At 55.7% G+C, this 18,418-nt stretch carries 13 protein-coding genes and 2 tRNA genes; 7 read left to right on the plus strand and 8 right to left on the minus strand.

The genetic code is table 11. From position 1 onward, the window contains the following. Positions 1–7 precede the first annotated feature (7 nt). The 3 genes from VGR81_12640 to VGR81_12650 form a co-directional block, all read right to left on the minus strand. Positions 8–505 (minus strand): PilZ domain-containing protein, encoded by a 498-nt coding sequence (locus tag VGR81_12640; protein ID HEV2289788.1) that lies wholly within the window; start codon positions 503–505, stop codon positions 8–10. 40 nt (positions 506–545) lie between these two features. Then, positions 546–1,937 carry a sigma-54 dependent transcriptional regulator gene (locus tag VGR81_12645; GenBank protein HEV2289789.1) on the minus strand — a complete coding sequence of 464 codons (1,392 nt, stop codon included), beginning with the start codon at positions 1,935–1,937 and terminating at the stop codon, positions 546–548. A gap of 820 nt (positions 1,938–2,757) precedes the next feature. Next, positions 2,758–3,462, minus strand: coding sequence for a site-2 protease family protein (locus VGR81_12650; protein ID HEV2289790.1), 705 nt, complete (start codon positions 3,460–3,462; stop codon positions 2,758–2,760). A gap of 658 nt (positions 3,463–4,120) precedes the next feature. On the opposite strand from VGR81_12650, the gene VGR81_12655 reads away from it, so the two are divergent. Beyond that, entirely contained in the window at positions 4,121–7,999 is a 3,879-nt protein-coding gene (locus VGR81_12655) for a carboxypeptidase-like regulatory domain-containing protein (GenBank protein ID HEV2289791.1), read from the plus strand. A 111-nt stretch (positions 8,000–8,110) separates the two neighbouring features. On the opposite strand, the gene VGR81_12660 is transcribed toward VGR81_12655, so the two are convergent. Then, a tRNA-Gln gene (locus VGR81_12660) sits at positions 8,111–8,185 on the minus strand. A gap of 194 nt (positions 8,186–8,379) precedes the next feature. Between VGR81_12660 and VGR81_12665 the strand changes: the two genes are divergently transcribed. After that, positions 8,380–8,469: transfer RNA gene (locus VGR81_12665), tRNA-Ser, on the plus strand. A gap of 30 nt (positions 8,470–8,499) precedes the next feature. On the opposite strand, the gene VGR81_12670 is transcribed toward VGR81_12665, so the two are convergent. Both VGR81_12670 and VGR81_12675 read right to left on the minus strand, forming a co-directional pair. Further along, positions 8,500–10,368: an APC family permease gene (locus VGR81_12670; protein HEV2289792.1), complete on the minus strand. Its 1,869-nt coding sequence runs from the start codon at positions 10,366–10,368 to the stop codon at positions 8,500–8,502. An 8-nt stretch (positions 10,369–10,376) separates the two neighbouring features. Then, positions 10,377–10,961, minus strand: coding sequence for an isoprenylcysteine carboxylmethyltransferase family protein (locus tag VGR81_12675; protein HEV2289793.1), 585 nt, complete (start codon positions 10,959–10,961; stop codon positions 10,377–10,379). Positions 10,962–11,149: 188 nt separating this feature from the next. Between VGR81_12675 and VGR81_12680 the strand changes: the two genes are divergently transcribed. Together VGR81_12680 and VGR81_12685 are read left to right on the plus strand one after the other, a co-directional pair. Then, positions 11,150–11,506, plus strand: coding sequence for a cupin domain-containing protein (locus tag VGR81_12680; protein ID HEV2289794.1), 357 nt, complete (start codon positions 11,150–11,152; stop codon positions 11,504–11,506). A 41-nt stretch (positions 11,507–11,547) separates the two neighbouring features. Further along, the gene (locus tag VGR81_12685; protein ID HEV2289795.1) at positions 11,548–12,339 is read left to right on the plus strand and encodes an SDR family oxidoreductase; all 792 of its coding nucleotides are present in this window, start codon (positions 11,548–11,550) and stop codon (positions 12,337–12,339) included. Between the two features lie 13 nt (positions 12,340–12,352). Here the strand turns inward: VGR81_12685 and VGR81_12690 are convergent, their stop codons facing one another. Together VGR81_12690 and VGR81_12695 are read right to left on the minus strand one after the other, a co-directional pair. Continuing rightward, positions 12,353–13,663 (minus strand): DUF4147 domain-containing protein, encoded by a 1,311-nt coding sequence (locus VGR81_12690; GenBank protein ID HEV2289796.1) that lies wholly within the window; start codon positions 13,661–13,663, stop codon positions 12,353–12,355. A 25-nt stretch (positions 13,664–13,688) separates the two neighbouring features. After that, positions 13,689–14,672, minus strand: coding sequence for a D-glycerate dehydrogenase (locus VGR81_12695; GenBank protein ID HEV2289797.1), 984 nt, complete (start codon positions 14,670–14,672; stop codon positions 13,689–13,691). Positions 14,673–15,008: 336 nt separating this feature from the next. On the opposite strand from VGR81_12695, the gene VGR81_12700 reads away from it, so the two are divergent. The 3 genes from VGR81_12700 (at position 15,009) to VGR81_12710 (ending at position 18,414) form a co-directional block, all read left to right on the plus strand. Beyond that, positions 15,009–15,353, plus strand: coding sequence for a hypothetical protein (locus VGR81_12700; GenBank protein ID HEV2289798.1), 345 nt, complete (start codon positions 15,009–15,011; stop codon positions 15,351–15,353). Positions 15,354–15,565: 212 nt separating this feature from the next. Beyond that, positions 15,566–17,023, plus strand: coding sequence for an FAD-linked oxidase C-terminal domain-containing protein (locus VGR81_12705; GenBank protein HEV2289799.1), 1,458 nt, complete (start codon positions 15,566–15,568; stop codon positions 17,021–17,023). After that, complete coding sequence (locus tag VGR81_12710) at positions 17,020–18,414, plus strand: FAD-binding oxidoreductase (GenBank protein HEV2289800.1); 1,395 nt, start codon at positions 17,020–17,022, stop codon at positions 18,412–18,414. The genes VGR81_12705 and VGR81_12710 overlap by 4 nt, the downstream gene beginning before the upstream one ends. The last annotated feature ends 4 nt before the right edge of the window (positions 18,415–18,418 follow it).

Here is an 18,418-nt window from a genome sequence, read left to right on the forward strand (position 1 = left end):
CTAAGGCCTAGTCTTCCTTTTGCGGTTGCTTAGGGTTGCGGAAGACGACCAGCCACACGCTGTCGTGCTGTAATTTCGCGGCTCCAACAACCCAGCGACCTCTTTGTTGTTCGCTTCGCGCGACTTGGTAGAGGAATGGTTTTTTGTTCGAGACGTCTTTCTTCGTGGTCGTACTCACTCGAATCGCCACGACGCTTCCGCGCTCGACGCCGTTTTTCAATTCAAACGAGCATCCGCTCTCGCTCACATCCACTGTCTTGGTTCGCTCGCAAAAGAATTTCCCATCAAAATCCAGGCCACTGACTTCGATCGCCACCGACAATGGCAATCGCGGTTCGCGCCGTCGATCCTGACTCGCTTGGATCCCTAACTCTTCCCAATTCACTACGCCTTGCATAATGGCTCCTCTGGTTAAGACAAAGGCAATCGAATAGCCAAGAGCCTCATTTCCTAAGTTGCTGGAAACAAGAAGACTCTCCTGAGGTCTTGAGAACGCCGATGCCATATCGTGAGACAGTTGCACCGTTTTGAAACATGCGCGAGCCTCAATGCGCAGTCTTACTACTGGAATGCTGCTGTTCGCGTTTCAAGAAGCGATACAGACTTGTCCTGCCGATCCCCAAGATCTCTGAAGCACGAACGCGATTTCCAGAGCACATTTCCAGCACCTTCTTGATGTGAATGCGGTCAACCTCCTCTAGCGGAAGCGGCCGCCAGGCTTCTCCGCCGCCCGCCAATCGCTCACCGGATCTCCTCAGATTTGACGGCAAATCACCGACATCAATAAACTCGCCCGAAGCCGTGATGGCTGCGCTTGAAATGGTGTTCTCCAATTCACGCACATTGCCCGGCCAGTCATGATGCAACAGGACAATCTGTGCCCGGCGTGTCAATCCGCCGAATACCTTGCCGTAGGTCTCGCTGTATTTCTTCAAGAAGTATCGAATGAGAATCGGAATGTCCTCCCTTCGTTCGGAGAGCCCCGGCACTTTGATTTCCAAGGAACTAAGGCGATAGAAAAGATCTTCGCGGAAGCGGCAGGTCAGGACTTCATTCCGCAGGTTGCGGTTTGTTGCCGCGATGATTCGCACGTTCACCTTTTTCACCTCCGGCGAGCCAACGCGCTGAATCTCTCTGTTCTGTATCACTCGCAACAACTTCGCCTGCATCGCCAGCGACGTTTCGCCGACCTCATCAAGGAAAACCAAACCTCCATCGGCGTATTCAAAGAGCCCTGGTCGTGTGTCCGTGGCGCCAGTGAAGGAGCCCCGTACGTGACCAAAAAGCTGGCTTTCCAGCAACGTATCCACCATCGCCGAGCAGTTGCATACCGCGAACTTTTGCGCCGCCACCGGACTCATCCTATGGAGCGCCCGGGCGACCAATTCCTTGCCCGAGCCTGTCGGGCCGCTGATAAGCACATTTGTGAAGTGCTTCGCCACCTTGCGAGTCATATCCAACATTTCCAGCATTGCTGGACTTCGCCCCACGATGCCTTCGAATTCTAGGCTCGAAAGCAATTGCTCATCCAGCACGCGCACCTGGGAACGTTGCGAGAAAATCTCGGCCAGTTCGTCGAGCACACGCACAAGGCGGTCTTGTTCCAGAGGCTTGCAGAGAAAGTCGTAGGCCCCGCGCTTGATTGCTTGAATCGCGGAATCCACAGAGTAGAAGCTCGTAATTAAAATGACGGCGACATTTGGGTCGAGCTGCAGCGATTTTTCAAGAAGGGCGAACCCATCCATTGCCGGCATCTTCATATCGGTCAGCAAGACTCGGCACGTCCCGGCGCGGACTTGCGCCAGAGCCTCGTTCGGATTCGTTGTGCTCACAGATGGAAAACCAAGGCGTTCCAATTGCGCTGCTGTCGCTTCCGACAGATCGGATTCACCATCCACAACGCATACAGGGAGATTCTGACGGGCAAGATTTACCATCGGTCTTTCTGTGGTTGTGGCCATATTTTTGAACTCAGGCACGGCCAGGGCCAGAACCTATCGATCCTGGCAACCATTACGGTTCGCAGTTCCTGTGAAACCTACAGCCGCCGATGGATCTCATCCGCTTGCAAGTGAAGAACTTACGCAGTCTCACGTTGTCTCTGAGGGCGCTTTTGATTAGGAGTTTGACAAAAACGAATCGGGCTGTTCGAGGCTTAGAAGCCTATAGTCATTTCAAATCAGGATTCGCGGTTTCAAGTAGGAACGCTAGTCAAAGCTTCATGTTTCAATTTGACCGCGCTCCGGCAGATGCAGAGCTTCCGAAATTCACGGGTCGGCTATGTGGGGGGGGTGAACTTGTCTAAGAAAGATCTCCCAACCCGCGGGTGCGCTGTTTTCGCTGATGCTTGCCACACGAAATGTCACAGGCACACTGCGCGAGGCGGACCCTCCATCGCTGGAGCGGACAAATACCAGGGAGCCTACGCGAAGCCATGCTTGCAGGATGATCCGTTGGATCCCATCCCCGCCAAAAAACAGCACCCCCTTTTCGACAAAGAACTCTTCGCCTATATCCCATCCCGAAACCTCAACGCGAGAGCCCGGTTCGTACATCGTTTTCGAGGCCATTGATTCTTACCTCTGTGCCAGTGCAATGCAGAAGTAGGGCCAAAGTCTGCATAACTGCAGGCCCGATGCTCTTCAAGGGGTTGTGTGTTTCCTTGCACGCTTCCCGGGCGGGAGACAGTCGCAAATCAGAACATTCTGTGCGTCTCTGGGTCAAAATCGAATTTCACGCTTTGGCCGTGCGGGCCTTTCATCCGTAATGTGCCCCCGGATACAGCAGATTCAATGCGAGTTTGAAAATGATGGGGAATGCCTTGTCATACACAAACCATGCAATCAGGAGCCCTGCAAATCCCAATCCTGCAAAACTTCCACGAATAAAGCGTGTGGCAACGCGTTCTGGGAATAAAACGGTGATGCCGTTGTGTCCGTCCAGCGGCGGGAAGGGGAGCAAATTGAATGTTCCCAGCAAGAGATTGAGGACGAAAAGAATGCTCAGCACCGTCGCTGCGAATTCCGCCGGTCCGCCCTTTGCCATGGCCTCTGTGATTCGCGTAAAGGAAGCGCTCTCCGGGGCCCGAAATACTCCGATAGCCATTCCAATGTGAATGCCTATGCCCGCCGCGATCATCAGCACAAAGTTTGCTGCGGGCCCAGAGAGTGCCATCCATGCGGATCGTCTAGGGTATCGTTGCGCCCAGGCCGGATCGTATGGCGCACTGGCCCATCCAATCATCCAGCCGGCCAAAATGTATGACAGGATCGGCACCACGATTGTGCCGAATGGTTCGCGCTTCATGTGTGGAATAGGATTGAGCGTAACCTGTCCGCCATGGAAAGCAGTGAGATCGCCGCCGAGTTTGGCCGCCAGCGCGTGTGCGCTCTCATGACACACAGTCGAAAAGAGGAAGACCAAATACCAAATGACTCCCAATACAATCGTTCGCGTGTCCATGCCGCGCGATAGAGTAAGTCCCCCCGCCTCCGTAACGCAAGGCTTTCGCTCATAGAGAGCGTTCCTGACGAGAAAATTCGATTCATCAAATCCTTGGCGCGCTTATCCGGTTTCGCCGATTTATTCGCGATCCAATGAGACTTGAGCGACTGCTGCGGAGCCTAGGACTGATGTGGATACTTTCCAGGCGACCGGATCAGTCCTATGCCGCTGCTGGCAGCCTCAGGACTCACCAAGTGACATACAAAATCACATACGAATCATGCACGTTTTCATATTTTTCGAGTTGGCTTTGGCTGCCCGGTGTTAGCCACGCGCCCCTAAGTTCTGCAGTTTCCATATGATTTCCTGTTTTGTCAGACTTCCGAGAATGGTGCCATGCGTGCATATATTGCATACTAGTGAGTTGCAGTGCTTCTCGGGGTGTTTTTGCCTAGTGGTGGGGGCTTCCGGCGGTTTCCGTCAGTATTGATTTCGAGAGCGGCCCTCATCCTTGACACTGGATACAAAATGCAGTATAAGGCCCGCCAGGCCTTGATTAAATTTTTGAAATATTGATATTACGTTTTCCCATTGGTGGCGCGTCGCTTTGTCCTGCTCCGCATAAGACTCTATGGTTCTTGAGATCTGACAAATGAAGCCAAGGAGGATGTGAGCCGTGAAACTAAGGCTGGTTGTCCTGCTGGGCCTGTTGGCTTTTCTCGTGGGAATTATTTCTCCGCGAACACTTCATGCACAGACGGTGGCTTCGGCAACCGTGGTGGGCACAGTGACGGATCAGAGTGGCGCGGTGATTCCCGGAGCTGTGGTGAAACTGACGAACACCTCTACGGGTATCTCACTGACCACGACCGCGAACGGAGCGGGCCAGTACACGTTTCCTACAGTCACGCCCGGACCATACCAGATTGAAGTGACCAAGCAGGGCTTTAGAAAGGCCACGATTCAAAATCTCGCGATTGACGTCTCCAAGAGCTATTTGGTGAATGTCCCTATGCAGGTTGGAGAAGTTGCCCAGTCCATTACAGTCGAGGCTGGTGCCGGCGTTCAGTTGGAGACGACCACGGCACAGGTTGGCAATGTTATTAATAGTGAAGAAATGGAAAACCTACCCACACTGACGCACAATGCCACGGAGCTAATTACCCTCCAACCGTCTGTCTCTCCCGGAATGGGTGACAACACTTTCCCGATGCCGGAACCTCGCGTTTCCGGCGCGATCGATGATCAGAATACGTACACGGTCGACGGCATCGACATCAGCGACAATCTCGTCGGCGCTGGTACGTGGATTCCCGTCTCAATCGATAGCGTGCAAGAATTCGACATCGGTGTCACAAATCCGAACTCCACGTTCGGGCGCAGCTCTGGCGGACAGATCAACCTTCTTGGCCGCCACGGAACGAACGCATATCACGGCTCGGTTTATTGGTACACACAGAATAGCGCTTTTAACGCTAATTCTTGGGACTTGAATGCCGCTGGCGTGGCTCAGCCCCATCTGGATGACAATCGTGGTGGCGTCCGCTTCGGTGGCCCGATTATCAAGAACAAGACCTTCATCTTTGCTAATTATGAACTTCGCCGATTTCCGGAATCCACGATATTCACAAGAGAGGTTCCGACGGCAAATCTGAAAGCTGGCATCCTCACATTTAAGGATGCGGCTGGGAACGTCGACACTTACAACCTGAAGACTTCTGCGGCGTGCGGCCCGAGCGGTCTCACAGCTTGCGACCCTCGTGGCCTTGGCATCAGCCCCACCGTTCAGGATTTCTGGAACCTGATGCCAGGGGGTAATTTCGGCGGCGTGGGCGACGGCTTGAATGAGACTGGCTATCGAGGCACAGTTTCTTCTCCTCTAGATACGGACTATGGCGTGCTGCGCCTGGACCACAACTTTACGGATAAGTGGCGCTTTTCCGGCAGCTACTCGTATTGGCGCAATATATCGTATGGCACCCAAATCAGTATTCTCAATGGAAATCCATCGGACGTAAGCACTTCGCCGTACCGCACGGCCATGGTGACCGGACAATTGACCACCCTGATTTCTCCCACGTTGACGAATACGTTCCGGTTTGGATGGGTTCGCAACTGGCAGAACTTCCAGGTGGAGAGTCCTGCTGTGACCGCAGCGCAGTTTAATTTGCCCGGAACGGCCACCGGTCTCAGCTCTGACCCGTACGTCGCGATTAACCCGGCCGAGGGTTTGCTGAATGCGCCTGTCGATAATACTTCCGCCGGCGCGCGTTTTCAGGATTATTTTGAAAAGAGCGTTCAATTTACGGATGGCATCGACTGGACCAGGGGCAAGCATACGATTGAATTTGGTACAGACGATCGCCATCTCCCGATGCTGACCGACCGTGCCGATAAGGTGGTAAACGGCATCACGTCTCTAGTGAGCGTGATGGACAGCGTGGACCAGACGGGTGCATTCCTCTCCATTCCTGCATCGAATTCGCCACAACCTTGCGGAGGCGCAATCACGACCAATTGCCTGCCCGCAAGCCAACTGGGAAATTGGAACTCGCTTTATGCAGGGTCTCTGGGGCTAATCGACAATACATCCATCTTGGCTGTCCGCGATGGGGGCCTGAACCCGCTTCCTTTCGGGACGCCATTGAGCAATAACACCGTCCAGAACCAGTTCTACTTCTACGGTCAAGACATTTGGCGCGCGACGAATTCGCTGACCTTGAGCTATGGTCTCTCTTATGGTTGGCAAACTCCCCCATCGGACACTTTGGGGCGCCAGACGATCTTGATTAATGCTTCGAGCGGACAGTTTATCTCTGCGCCCGGCTACTTGGGCGACAAGCTGACCGCCGCGGAACAGAGCAACATTTACAATCCAACGACCGGATATATACCTGTGAATACGGCCCATCACTCGGTCTTCAGTACTGACTGGGGTGACTGGGCACCGCGCGTCTCAGCGGCGTGGAATCCCAGTTTTGATAATGGATTTTTGAGCCGTGTGTTTGGCGACAGGAAGTCAGTTATCCGTGCCGGCTACTCGATGGTCTATGACCGCGAGTCCACAATCGAGACGGTCGTGATTCCAATGCTTGGAGTGGGTTTCGGTCAAACGATCAACAGTATTCTCCCCAACTGCACTGGAAGCTGCTCAAACCCAGCGGCTTCGGATTTCAGAGTGGGAGTGGATGGGAACATTCCGTTGCCGACCGTTCCAGCCATCTCTAATCCAGTTATCCCGAGTACACCGTTCGGCGAAATCCTTTCGTTCCAAGACGACCCCAATTTTAAAGTCGGCCGCAGTAACAACGTGGACTTGGATATTCAGCGAGAATTGCCCCACAGTATGTTGTTGGAAGTGGGTTATATCTCGCACTGGGCCTCCCGGCTCCCAAGCTCCGTTGACATCAACAACTCGCCCTACATGTTCAAGGACTCGGCCTCGCGCCAGACTTTTGCTCAGGCGTTTGACGCCGTGGGCGCTGCCGTTCGCTCTGGCAATACGCCTTCCACGCAGCCTTTCTTTGAAAATCAGCTGCCCGGGTATGCCGCGGCGGTCTGCGGGGGCGGCACGAACACGGCTTGTCTTGTTTCAAAGGAAAGCTCGGCCTTCCAGTTTGGGTTGGTGCAGACCATGTTCCAGAACATGGATCTTTACCGGCTTGGCCAGGGCTTGCAACCGTACGATAACCTTCAAACCGTTCTCTCTGAATTGCGCACGTATGTCGGCTCGTCAACGTACAATGGGCTGATCGTCAGCTTGCAAAAGAAAACGTCACGCGGGTTGACTTTCCAGGTGAACTACACATTTTCGAAGTCCCTTGACCAGGGCCTCATCAACCAGGACAACGCGGGCTACTACCTGAATAGCTACTATACGAACGCCAGCTATGGCCCGTCGATCTATGATCGCAGACACCTGATCACAGGCGACTACGTCTATCAGCTTCCAATTGGCAATGGCCATCGATTCCATTTCAATAATGGTCTCGATCGCGCCATCAGCGGTTGGTACTGGTCAGGTATTTTCGAGGCATACTCCGGTCTGCCAAATACAGTCGGCGAAAGCCCCGAGGTTTGGGGCGTGTCGTCTATCATCGGAGGCAATGTCCCGGCGATTCCAACCGTCCCGTCCTCGCAACTTAACAATAAACTGCATTCGGGTGTGACGGGTTCGGGAGGCATTGGCACCGCAACCGATCCCGCCAACGGCGGAACCGGCCTCAACGTATTTGCCAATCCGCAAGCAGCTTTCGGTGACTTCCGCGATGTGAATATCAGCACCGATGGTCGCGACGGGTCGGCCAATCCATTCCGGCAGTTGGGCATGTGGAACTACGATATGGCCGTGGGCAAGTCCACGGCGATTCACGAAAACATTTCAATGGATTTCTCCGCTCAGTTCCTCAATGTATTCAACAACGTGAACTTTGCGACTCCTGGTCTGAGTTTGCAGAGCCCGTCGAATTTCGGCGAAATCACGAGCACGTTTGTTCCGGCGAACCGCGAAGCCAGCTCCCGCTGGATCGAACTCGGTCTGCGCTTGAACTTCTGATTAACCTAGCTTGACACGCAGCTTCGACCCTGGGCTCCAGCAATGGAGCTCAGGGTTTTTTGTTGTCTCCCAACGCGCGGAACATTTTTCGATTAAATGGAGCAGGAAATATGGCTCCGGGGCTTGGACTCGAACCAAGATTCTAGGCTCCAAAGGCCCATGTGCTACCAATTGCACCACCCCGGAAGCGAGGAAAGCAGCTTAAGAAGTATAATGAAACGTCCGATTCTTTTGCCAAATTTCTTGACTCAAGAATTCTGTGTTGGAATTCCCTCGTTCGGGACACAAAGAGTCAAAATTCAAACTGGCCCACTGCCCAAATTCTGCCTCGATTGCTGCTCTTCGCTCAATCTGCTACGCTTCTATGACGCGTTTTCCACGGAGAGGTGTCCGAGCGGCTTAAGGAGCACGCTTGGAAAGCGTGTGTAGGAGAAATCCTACCGTGGGTTCAAATCCCACCCTCTCCGCCACTCCTGAAGTCTCTCGCCATTGATTCGAAGTCATGATTTCAAATACCACGGAATATTGATGATTACGACTTTCTCGTTGCCCTTTAACAACAACGCGGCTTTCAGCCATTCCGCGCGCTGATTGTGCAGGAAATATTGGTACCACCGCTTTTGCACAAGCTCCGGAATGATCACAGCGATCTGCCGGTCCGGTTCCTTCGACGTGATCCTGAGGACATAATCCACAATCGGGTTGATCACAAAACGATAGGGAGACTTCAGTATCGTCAATTTCGGCGCTGGCAAGCCGGCATTCTTCATGGGCGTCTCGACGTCCTCACTCCAGCTCTTTCGTACATCCATCTCCTGCTCATTCCCGCAATCCACGTGCAAAACATAAATTTCTGAAGAGAGATTGAGTGCAAATTGCAGTCCCTGGCGAACGATCTTGTTCCACGTAATCATGGGCATCACAACGATTGGCGCGCGAAGGTCGTGCAAAACCAGCGGCGCCGGGTCCGCGATTTCCTCGGCCACCCGATCGTAGTGGTGCCGGATTCCATACATGAGAGCAATGATCGAAGGAATCATCAGCACGGTGATCCATGCGCCCTCGACAAACTTCGTTGTCACCACGACGATTATCGTGACCCCCGTGCAAATAGCTCCGAAGAGATTCACGAACATCGCCGCGCGCGATTTCTTCCCGCCCGCGCGCCGCCAGTGAACCACCATTCCCGCCTGCGAAAGCGTGAATGCCAGAAATGCTCCTACGGCATAAAGCGGAATCAGTCTGTCCGTCACTCCGTGGAAAAGGATGAGCATCGCTCCGCAAAGCAGCGCCAGCACGAGGATTCCAGACGTGTACACAAGCCTTCGTCCTTGAACAGCCAGAGGGCTCGGAAGATAGCCGTCCCGGGCGAGCAATCGGCTCAGGCGCGGAAAATCCGCGAAGGCTGTGTTCGCAGAAAGCGAAAGCACGAGAAGGATCGACGCAATCGTCAGGTAGTAGAAAGTATGGCGTCCGGCGACCGCGGCAGTAAGTTGCGAAAGCACACTTTGATATCCAGGGCCGGGATTCGTCGCGCTTATATGATAGACTCGCGATAAAAATGCGATGCCTGCGAGCAGCGCCACCAGGACCATCACGATTATCGTCAGCGTTCTCTGCGCCGTTTTCGCGACCGGTTCGCGAAATGCTTTAACGCCATTGCTGACGGCCTCTACTCCCGTCATCGCCGTGCATCCGCTGGAAAACGCTTTCAGGAGCAGCCACAGGCCTACAGCTCCCGTCGCGGCTGGCAAAACAGGAGGCGCTTCCACAGGAACGGGATGTCCGCCGGCTGCCAGGGTTTTCGCAATTCCGATGCCCAGCATCGTGAGCAGTGTTCCAACGAAAAGCCATGTAGGAACCATGAAGATGATGCCCGTTTCGCGCACACCGCGCAGATTGATAAGAGTTATCAGGGCCAGTATCCCGACACAGATTCCTGTTGTGTGCGGTTCGAGCGACGGCACGGCGGAAACCAGTGCACCCACTCCTGCGGAAATTCCAACCGCGGCGGTTAAAACGTAATCGATCATCAGCGCGCCGGCTGCGAGCAATCCTGCCGCTGGCCCCAGGTTTTGTCCCGCCACAGTGTAAGACCCGCCGCCATTGGGGTACGCCTCAATCGTCTGTCGATAGGAAAAATAGACGATCCAAAGCAGGATGATGATGCTGATTGTAATGGGAAGAATATAGACCGCGCTCAGCGCGCCAAGCGAAGCCAGCAATGCCAGAGCTGCTTCCGGGCCGTACGCCGCGGAGCTGAGCGCATCGAGGCCGAAAACGGAGATCCCTGCTGCGGCGCCCAATTTCTCTCCTCTTTCCTCGGAGGAGCGCAGCGGCCGGCCGCACAAAACGTCGATGATCGCCATCCAATACCTCACTTTGTTCTAGTCAGCAGCCGGTAGGGCAGAAACCGCGGCACGCGCTGGCAGTATTCCTCGTAGGCCGGGCCGAAACGCACGCGCAATTCTCGTTCTTCAAGTGCAATGACGGTCGCTACAAGCAACAGCCACACTCCCGCAATCGCCCACATCAGTCGCGTCGCAGCCAGCAAGCAAGCTCCAGCCACGGACGCAATCATGCCTGCGTATCGAGGATGGCGCATGTACGAATAGATCCCAGTCCGCGCCACTTCGCCGCCACCGGAAAGCTCTGTCTTGCCAATCAGCCGCGAAGTTCCCAGATCACGGTGCACTTTCCCGAAAAGCCACAAGTCGAAAGCAATCAAGAGTAGTCCGATTCCGATTTCGGTTTTGCTGGGACCTTCACCCCGAAAAATTTTGCTGTGGAATGTAATCAGCAGCCCTGTCACGGCGCTCCAAGCTACGCTGACCGCCGTAACGTACGCCGCTCTTATTCGGCCTCGCCAAAAACGAGCAAGCGGGTGCACGACCAGCCAGAAAAGAGGATTGGGCAATTGTAGAAAGAAGATGACCGCTGCAATCCACGCAAACAGATTCATCCACGACCTCGCTGGCGCGAAGCTAGCTGGAATCCAAAAGGCTCGCCGCGCATCTTAATGGAGTTGCTCATGCTTCCGCAAACGCATCTCGTTCACCTCGCGTTTTTATCTGCATTCCATTTCTCGCCCATTGACGCCGCGTCTCTTTCATTGGAGGATTCCAGATTCACTTTTCGAAGGGAGCTGCTATGCCAAATGTCACATCTTGGGAAAAGATCGAAACGGAAAAACTCAACGAGCAAATCTCGCGAAAGATGATTTTTGGCGAAAAGGCTATGCTCGCGCGGATCGCTCTCGCGAAGGGAGCCGTTGTTCCTCGCCATTCGCATGTGAACGAGCAAATCACGTGGATCCTTTCCGGCGCGCTGAAACTGAGCTTCGATGATGGCGACAGAGTTGTTCGCGGCGGCGAGATGCTTCTGATTCCGTCGAATGTTCCACACTCGGCGGTGGCGCTTGAAGATACGATAGACATCGATATTTTCGGGCCGCCTCGCGAGGATTGGATCAAGAAGACCGACGCCTATTTGCGCGGCCAAAAATAACTTGCCTGAATATATCTCTGACGAATAAGGAGTCCAATCTAATGGAACTTGGTTTGAAGGGACGCGTGGCTATCGTAGCTGCAGCAAGCAAGGGGCTGGGACGCGCAGTGGCGGAAGCGCTCTCGCGCGAAGGCGCGGAAGTCGCTATTTGCGCGCGTTCATCCGCGAATCTTAGGAAAGCCGCAGAGTCCATTCGCACAGCTACCGGCCGCGAGGTTTTTCACCGCGAACTCGATGTTACGGATGCGAAGGCTGTCCGCGATTTCGTTGTGGCCGTCGAAGAGCGCTTCGGCTCCGTCGACGTTTGCGTCACCAATGCGGGAGGTCCTCCCGCGAAAAAATTTCTGGAAATCTCCTTGGACGAATGGCGCGCGGCCGTTGACCTCACATTGATGAGCGCAGTTTATTTTGCACGCGAAGTTCTTCCTCGCATGCAGATGCGCGGCTGGGGTCGCTTGCTGGCCGTCACTTCCGTCTCCGTCAAGCAGCCCATCGACAATCTGCTGCTCTCCAATTCCATACGCGCCGCGGTCACGGGACTCATGCGCACACTTGCGAATGAATTCGGCCCAAGCGGCATCACTGTGAATTGCATTTGCCCGGGGTATACACTCACCGAGCGCCTTGATGAACTCATCGGCGTGCAGGCGAAGAATGCCGGCCTTGAGCGCGAAAAAATCCTGGAGCGCTTGGGCACGCAAGTGCCGCTTGGCCGTATCGGCAAACCGGAAGAGTTTGCCGCTATGGTCGCATTTCTTGCATCCGAGCGCGCCAGCTACATCAACGGCTGCTCGATTCCTGTCGATGGTGGCTGGGTGAAGAGCTTGCTGTAAATCCCACGCTCATTCACCCGGCGAGAAGGATGCGGAGGTCGCGCAGATTATTTCCGGTCGGCCCGGTCATGATCGCGTCGCCGAGCCGGTCGAAAAAAGTGAAGGCATCGCTGTTCTGAAAAAATTCCTGCGGATTCATTTTCGCATTTCGCGCGCGATCGAACGTTTCGCCGTCGGCTGCGGCGCCAGCGGCGGGGCTATTGCCATCGATGCCATCCGTCCCTGCGCTGAGCACTGTAATCTCGCGCCCTGCGATTCGTTCGACGCACGCGAGAACAAAGGCTGAATTTCGCCCGCCGAGCCCCGTTCCCGTCACGGTGCTGCTGACTTCGCCGTCGGAGATCAATGCCACCGGCTTGCCCGCCTGAGATCGCATCAGACGTTCCAGTTCTTGAAGAAGATGCTCGGCAGCTCTTTCTACGGACCAGCCATCCGTGGAGTTGTCGCACACCGTGAAATATCCCGCCGCTTCGGCGGCCACGTGCGCATGGTGAAACAATTCGCGCCGCCCCAACAACAATTCGAAATGCGCGCGAGCGAATGCTGTGTCTCCGGCCTTCGGAGTTTCGACGAGTCGGTGATTTTCGAATTTCTCCTGCAGCGAAGCGGGCATCTTGTCGAGCAAGCGATACTGTCGCGCGATTCTTTCTGCATCGGCGATCGTCGTCGGATCGGGCAGCGTTGGTCCGGACGCCAGGGCTGTCTCTTGGCCTTCCGGCACGTCGGTCACGCCAAATGTCAGTTTCATCGCGCGCGGCGCTGCGGCGGCAAGGCGCCCGCCCTTGACGGCGGAAAGATGCTTGCGGATCGCGTTGATTTCCTCGATGGGCGCGCCGCACGTCACGAGCGCGTGATGCAATTTCACAAAGTCGTCCAGAGATATGCCTTGGTCAAGCGGCAACTCGCACAAAGATGAGCCGCCGCCGGAGAGCAGGAAAAAAATGAGCGTGTGTTCGTCGGTTTTTTTCAGCAGCTCGAGAATTGCCCGCGCGGCGCGAAAGCTTTCTTCGTTGGGCACAGGGTGGCCCGAGACGAAAATCTCCCAGCCTTCGAGCCTGTGCGGCGGTTTTGACGGCCCGGCAAGTACGCCACGAACATGAAATTCGGGCGCGAGCGCACGGTTGAGACCATCCGCGAGGGCGAATGCGGCTTTGCCGATGGAGACCGCAAAAATCTCGCGATACTCGCGCAAATCGATGATCGAATTTCCCGCGTGGATTTTGCCGCCTTGAAAACCCAGGTTTTGCGCGAGCGTGGCCGGTATATTAATTCCTGCGAGCGTCGAGAGAAAAATGTTGCGGGCGAGAGTTTTGCGGTCGGTCATTGCAATGAATTTTGGTGGCGCCTCGCTAGGTCGCTGCGGCAAGAGCTTCGGGGTTCAGCGCGTTTGCCGGACGGCGTCCCTCGAAAAGCGCGATCACGTTTTCCGCGGCCATCACCGCCATTTTCGTACGCGTCTCGACGGAGGCGCTGGCGATATGTGGAGTGAGGACAATATCTTTGCGTCCCGCGAGCGCGGGCAGTACTTTCGGCTCGCTTTCAAAGACATCCAGCGCCGCGCCGCGAATTGTTTTTGCGTCTAGCGCGGCCGCAAGTGCGGCCTCGTCCACTACGGGTCCGCGCGATGTATTGATGAGATACGCGCCGGACTTCATTTTTGCAAGCGTCTGCGCGTTGATGAGATGGCGCGTCTCCGGCAGGAGCGGGACGTGCACGCTGATAAAATCGGATTCCGCAAGCAAGCGATCCAGAGAAACAAACTCAGCGTGCAAATCGCGCTCGGCTTCTGGGGCCACGCGCCTTGCATCGGAATACTGAATGCGCATGTCGAATCCCTGCGCGCGCTTCGCTACCGCCCTGCCAATGCGGCCAAAGCCGATGATGCCGAGGGTCTTACCCCAGATGTCGGCGCCGCACAGTTGATCGAGATTCCAGCCCGGCCAGGTACCGGTGCGCATCCAAGCATCGCCTTCAACGACGCGCCGCGCAACGGCCATCAGCAGAGCGAATGCAAAGTCTGCTGTCGTGTCGTCCAAGACCCCGGGCGTATGCGTGGCGATAATTTTTCGCCGCGTACAGGCGGGCACGTCGATATTGTCGTAGCCGACGGAAACCGTCGCAGCGATGCGCAGCTTCGGCGCGCGATCGAGCAATTCGTCATTCACTTTTTCCGTCAGCAAGCAAATCAGTGCGTCTTTGTCGGCCACGCGGCGCAGGAGTTCATCGCGAGGAGGGCGTTCCTCGCGCGTCCAGTAATCCACGTCGAAATTCTTTTCCAGCAGCGTGCGTGCTGGAGGGAACAGCCCGTGAGTCGCAAAGACTTTTGGTTTCATTGGATGGATGCCTCAAAAGAGCTGCGGTCAAGAGGGGCTATGCGACCAGAGGATGCAGTTCCTGGCAAAGTGCAAAACGCGAAAACGGCGCGAAATGTGGCGATTAGAAAATGAACGGCCCTTTGTTTTGTGTAACTTACGAGCAATTCTAATTTCGAGGTGTGGCGATTAGAAATCGAGTGCTTTCGGGGGATTCTGTCTGCGGGAGGTTCGCTCCGGGGCGGTTTTTGATTTGCGAACTGCCTGCTCACCCGGTTCCTTTTTACCGATCCGTATTCCTGAACGCTTTTCGGACGGTAGCATAGTCGCACTCAACTGACTAGCGAAAAATGAACAGTGACGCATTCTGAGGATTGCGCCTCGCAACGCTTCGGTCTATATTCGCGCAAGATGCACGATCCTCTCATTCAGTACCTCGTGGGCACATGCATACTGAGCGTTGGGCTGGCAATTTTTCTTTCCGCGACGGATATCGCCCAGGGACTTTCGCATCTATGGGAGCGCTGGCTGGGCAAGAAAGATGATTCAGGCGCGAACCTGAACAGCGATCAACCGCTTTCGTACAGAGCACGCCTTATCATTTGGCGGACGATCGGGATGATTTTTCTCGTGGAAGGGCTTATTTGGATTGGGCTCGCCACCATCGGCGCCTTCCATCTTGCGTCGCACAATAAGTCATGAGTTGCATGATGCCGGGGTGCTTTGCGTCACTCCAAGCAGGGGAGTGCGATTTACGGTTCTGCGTGAGCAAGCTGCGAACCGCAGATTTCTCGCTACGCGCAGAATGACAATTTAGAGATTTTTTTCAGCGACCCGCCAGGCGTTTGGCGGGAACCCACGTTGACGGCGCGGGACGCGCGCGACTATAGTGAACTTCGCGCGTCATACCTCTCATGGACCACCATCTTCTCCGCGAACTCGAACACCTGCTTGGCCGTGACGGCGTCTTGAGCCGGCCGGAAGATATGCTTCTGTACGAGTACGACGGATCGGTCGAAATTGCACGGCCGCAATGCGTGGTATTTCCTACGAAGACAGCAGACGTTGTCCGCATCGTCGAACTCGCAAATCAGTACAAGACCCCGATTGTAGGACGCGGAGCCGGAACGGGGCTTTCCGGAGGTGCACTGGCGCGCGAAGGAGGAATTGTCGTTTCCTTTGCGCGCATGAACCGCATTCTCGAAATGGACATTGAGAATCAGCGCGCGGTGGTGCAGCCGGGGGTGGTGAACGCGGATCTGAGCCTTGCCGTTGCGCATGCAGGATTGCATTTTGCGCCGGACCCTTCGAGCCAGCGAGCGTGCACGATTGGCGGAAACGTCTCGGAAAATGCAGGCGGGCCGCACACGCTTGCTTATGGCGTGACGACGAACCATGTGCTGGGACTGGAGATGGTTCTGCCCACGGGCGAACTTGTGCGCATCGGAGGCAAGGCTGCCGATGCGCCGGGGTACGATTTATGCGGATTGTTTGTCGGTTCGGAAGGCACGCTCGCGCTGGTGACGGAAATCACCGTGCGGCTGACGCGACTGCCGGAAACGGTGAAAACTCTTCTCGCTGTATACGATCGCGTAGACGACGCCACTGAGACGGTCGTTGAGATCACTGCGCGAGGCATTACGCCTGCGGCATGCGAAATGCTCGACGGCTGGACGCTGCGCGCGGTGGAAGCCTGGGTGCATGCAGGCTTTCCGCTCGACAGCGCGGCGGTGCTCCTGATTGAAGTTGATGGCCTGCGCGAAGCTGCTGAGGAGCATTCTGCTCAGATTGCGGAGGTCTGCAAGCTTCATGGCGCTCGAGAAGTGCGCGTGGCGCGAGATGAGAAAGAACGAGACCTGCTGTGGAAAGGCCGGAAAAATGCGTTCGGCGCAGTGGGACGATTGTCGCCGACGTACTACGTGCAGGACGGAGTGATCCCGCGGACCAAGCTGCCGGAGACTTTGCGCGAAATCGGCCGCATCGGCAAAGAGAATGGATTTGAAATCGGCAATATCTTCCACGCCGGCGACGGCAATTTGCATCCCATCATTCTTTTTGATGCGCGCGACCCAAAACAGTTCCATCGCGCTGTCTTGACGGCCGAAGCGATTATTCGCTTCTGCATCGAAATGGGCGGAACTATTACGGGCGAACACGGAGTCGGTATGGAGAAGGACCGACTGATGCCTTTTCTCTTCAGCGAAACGGATATGGCGCTGATGAAGCGAGTTCGAGACGAATTCAATCCCGCCGGACTGCTCAATCCCGGCAAGATTTTTCCCACAGGCAAAGGATGCGGCGAAGTTCGTGCGCGGCCTCAGAGACACAATGCGGAAACCGATTCGGCGCACACGGAGAACCATCCCGCATGAGTTCCGGGGCAAAAATTGCGGCGCCGCGCGTAGCGGAGATTGTCGGCCCAGCGAACGCGGTGGATGGCGCGGACAAACTCGCCGCCTACGAAGTGGACGGCGTGCGGCCCGGCGCGGCGGCGCGGCCCGAAACAGCGGAGGAAATTGCGGGACTTGTGAAATATGCGGCGACGGAAAAACTCGCCGTCATTCCCATTGGTGCACGAACCATGCTTGGCATCGGCATGCCGCCGGCGCGGTACGATCTGGCGATTGACATGACGCGTCTGGACCGGGTGATTTCATACGATCCGGGCGATTTGACGCTCAGCGTCGAGCCAGGAATTCCTCTGGCGAAACTAGCCGCGACGCTTGCGGAGCACAAGCAATTTTTGCCGCTGGGTGTTCCTTTTTTCGATTGCGCAACCGTCGGTGGAACGCTGGCGAGCGGCGTGGATTCGCCGCTGCGGCATGCCTACGGAACAGCGCGAGAATTTGTTTTGGGGATGGAATTTGTCTCTGGCGACGGCGCAGTAACGAAAAGCGGCGGGCGCGTGGTGAAAAATGTGAGCGGTTACGATTTGCACAAGCTGATGCTCGGCGCGATTGGTTCGCTTGGCGTCATCACGCGAGTCAATTTCAAAACGTTTCCGCGGCCAGCCTTGGCGCGAGGTTTTTTTGCTGCGTTCGAAACGATGGAAAAAGCGCTCGAACTGCGAGAGCGCATCATGCGTTCGAAACTTTCGCTTTTGACTCTTGATCTTGGCAGTCCCGGCACAGGGGAATTGTTTTCGAGCGCCACGGCGGCGAAGGTTGTTCCCGAAGTGGTGACGGCGGATTTGCCGGCGCATGGCAAGTGGACGATTTCGTGCGGATTTTGGGGGAGCACGGATGTTCTGGCGCGTTATGAGGGCGATTTGCAGCAGATGGCCGCGGATAGCGGCGCGATTCGTGTCGATACGATCGGCGAAGATGAAATTCCCGGGCAGTTTGGGCGAAAGCGTGAATTTGTTGCGATTGTTTCCGCGCTCTCGCCCGGAGCCATCGTGATGAAGCTGAGCGTGCGAGCGTCGCAGCTTCAAGAAGCGCATGCCAAGGCGCGAAGCATCGTTGGGGCAGCGCCGGTGGATCATGTGACGCTGACGAATGGCGCGGGAGTGATTTATTTCGCGATGCTTCCGCGCCGCACTGGCGATGCGACACAGGCCTGCCGGCAAGCGACGGGGCAAATCATGAAGGCGATCACGGCGCTGGGCGGATATGCGACGATCATTCGATGCCCACTCGAACTGAAGCGCGAAATTAACGTCTGGGGCGCGCCGCGCGAGGACTTTCCGCTGATGCAGCGCGTGAAGCGAGCGTTCGACCCACACGATATTTTCGCGCCGGGCCGGTTTGTAGGAGGCCTCTGACTCG

It is taken from the genome of Candidatus Acidiferrales bacterium (genome assembly GCA_035934015.1).
In the GTDB taxonomy this organism is placed as follows: Bacteria; Acidobacteriota; Terriglobia; order Acidiferrales; family UBA7541; genus DAHUXN01.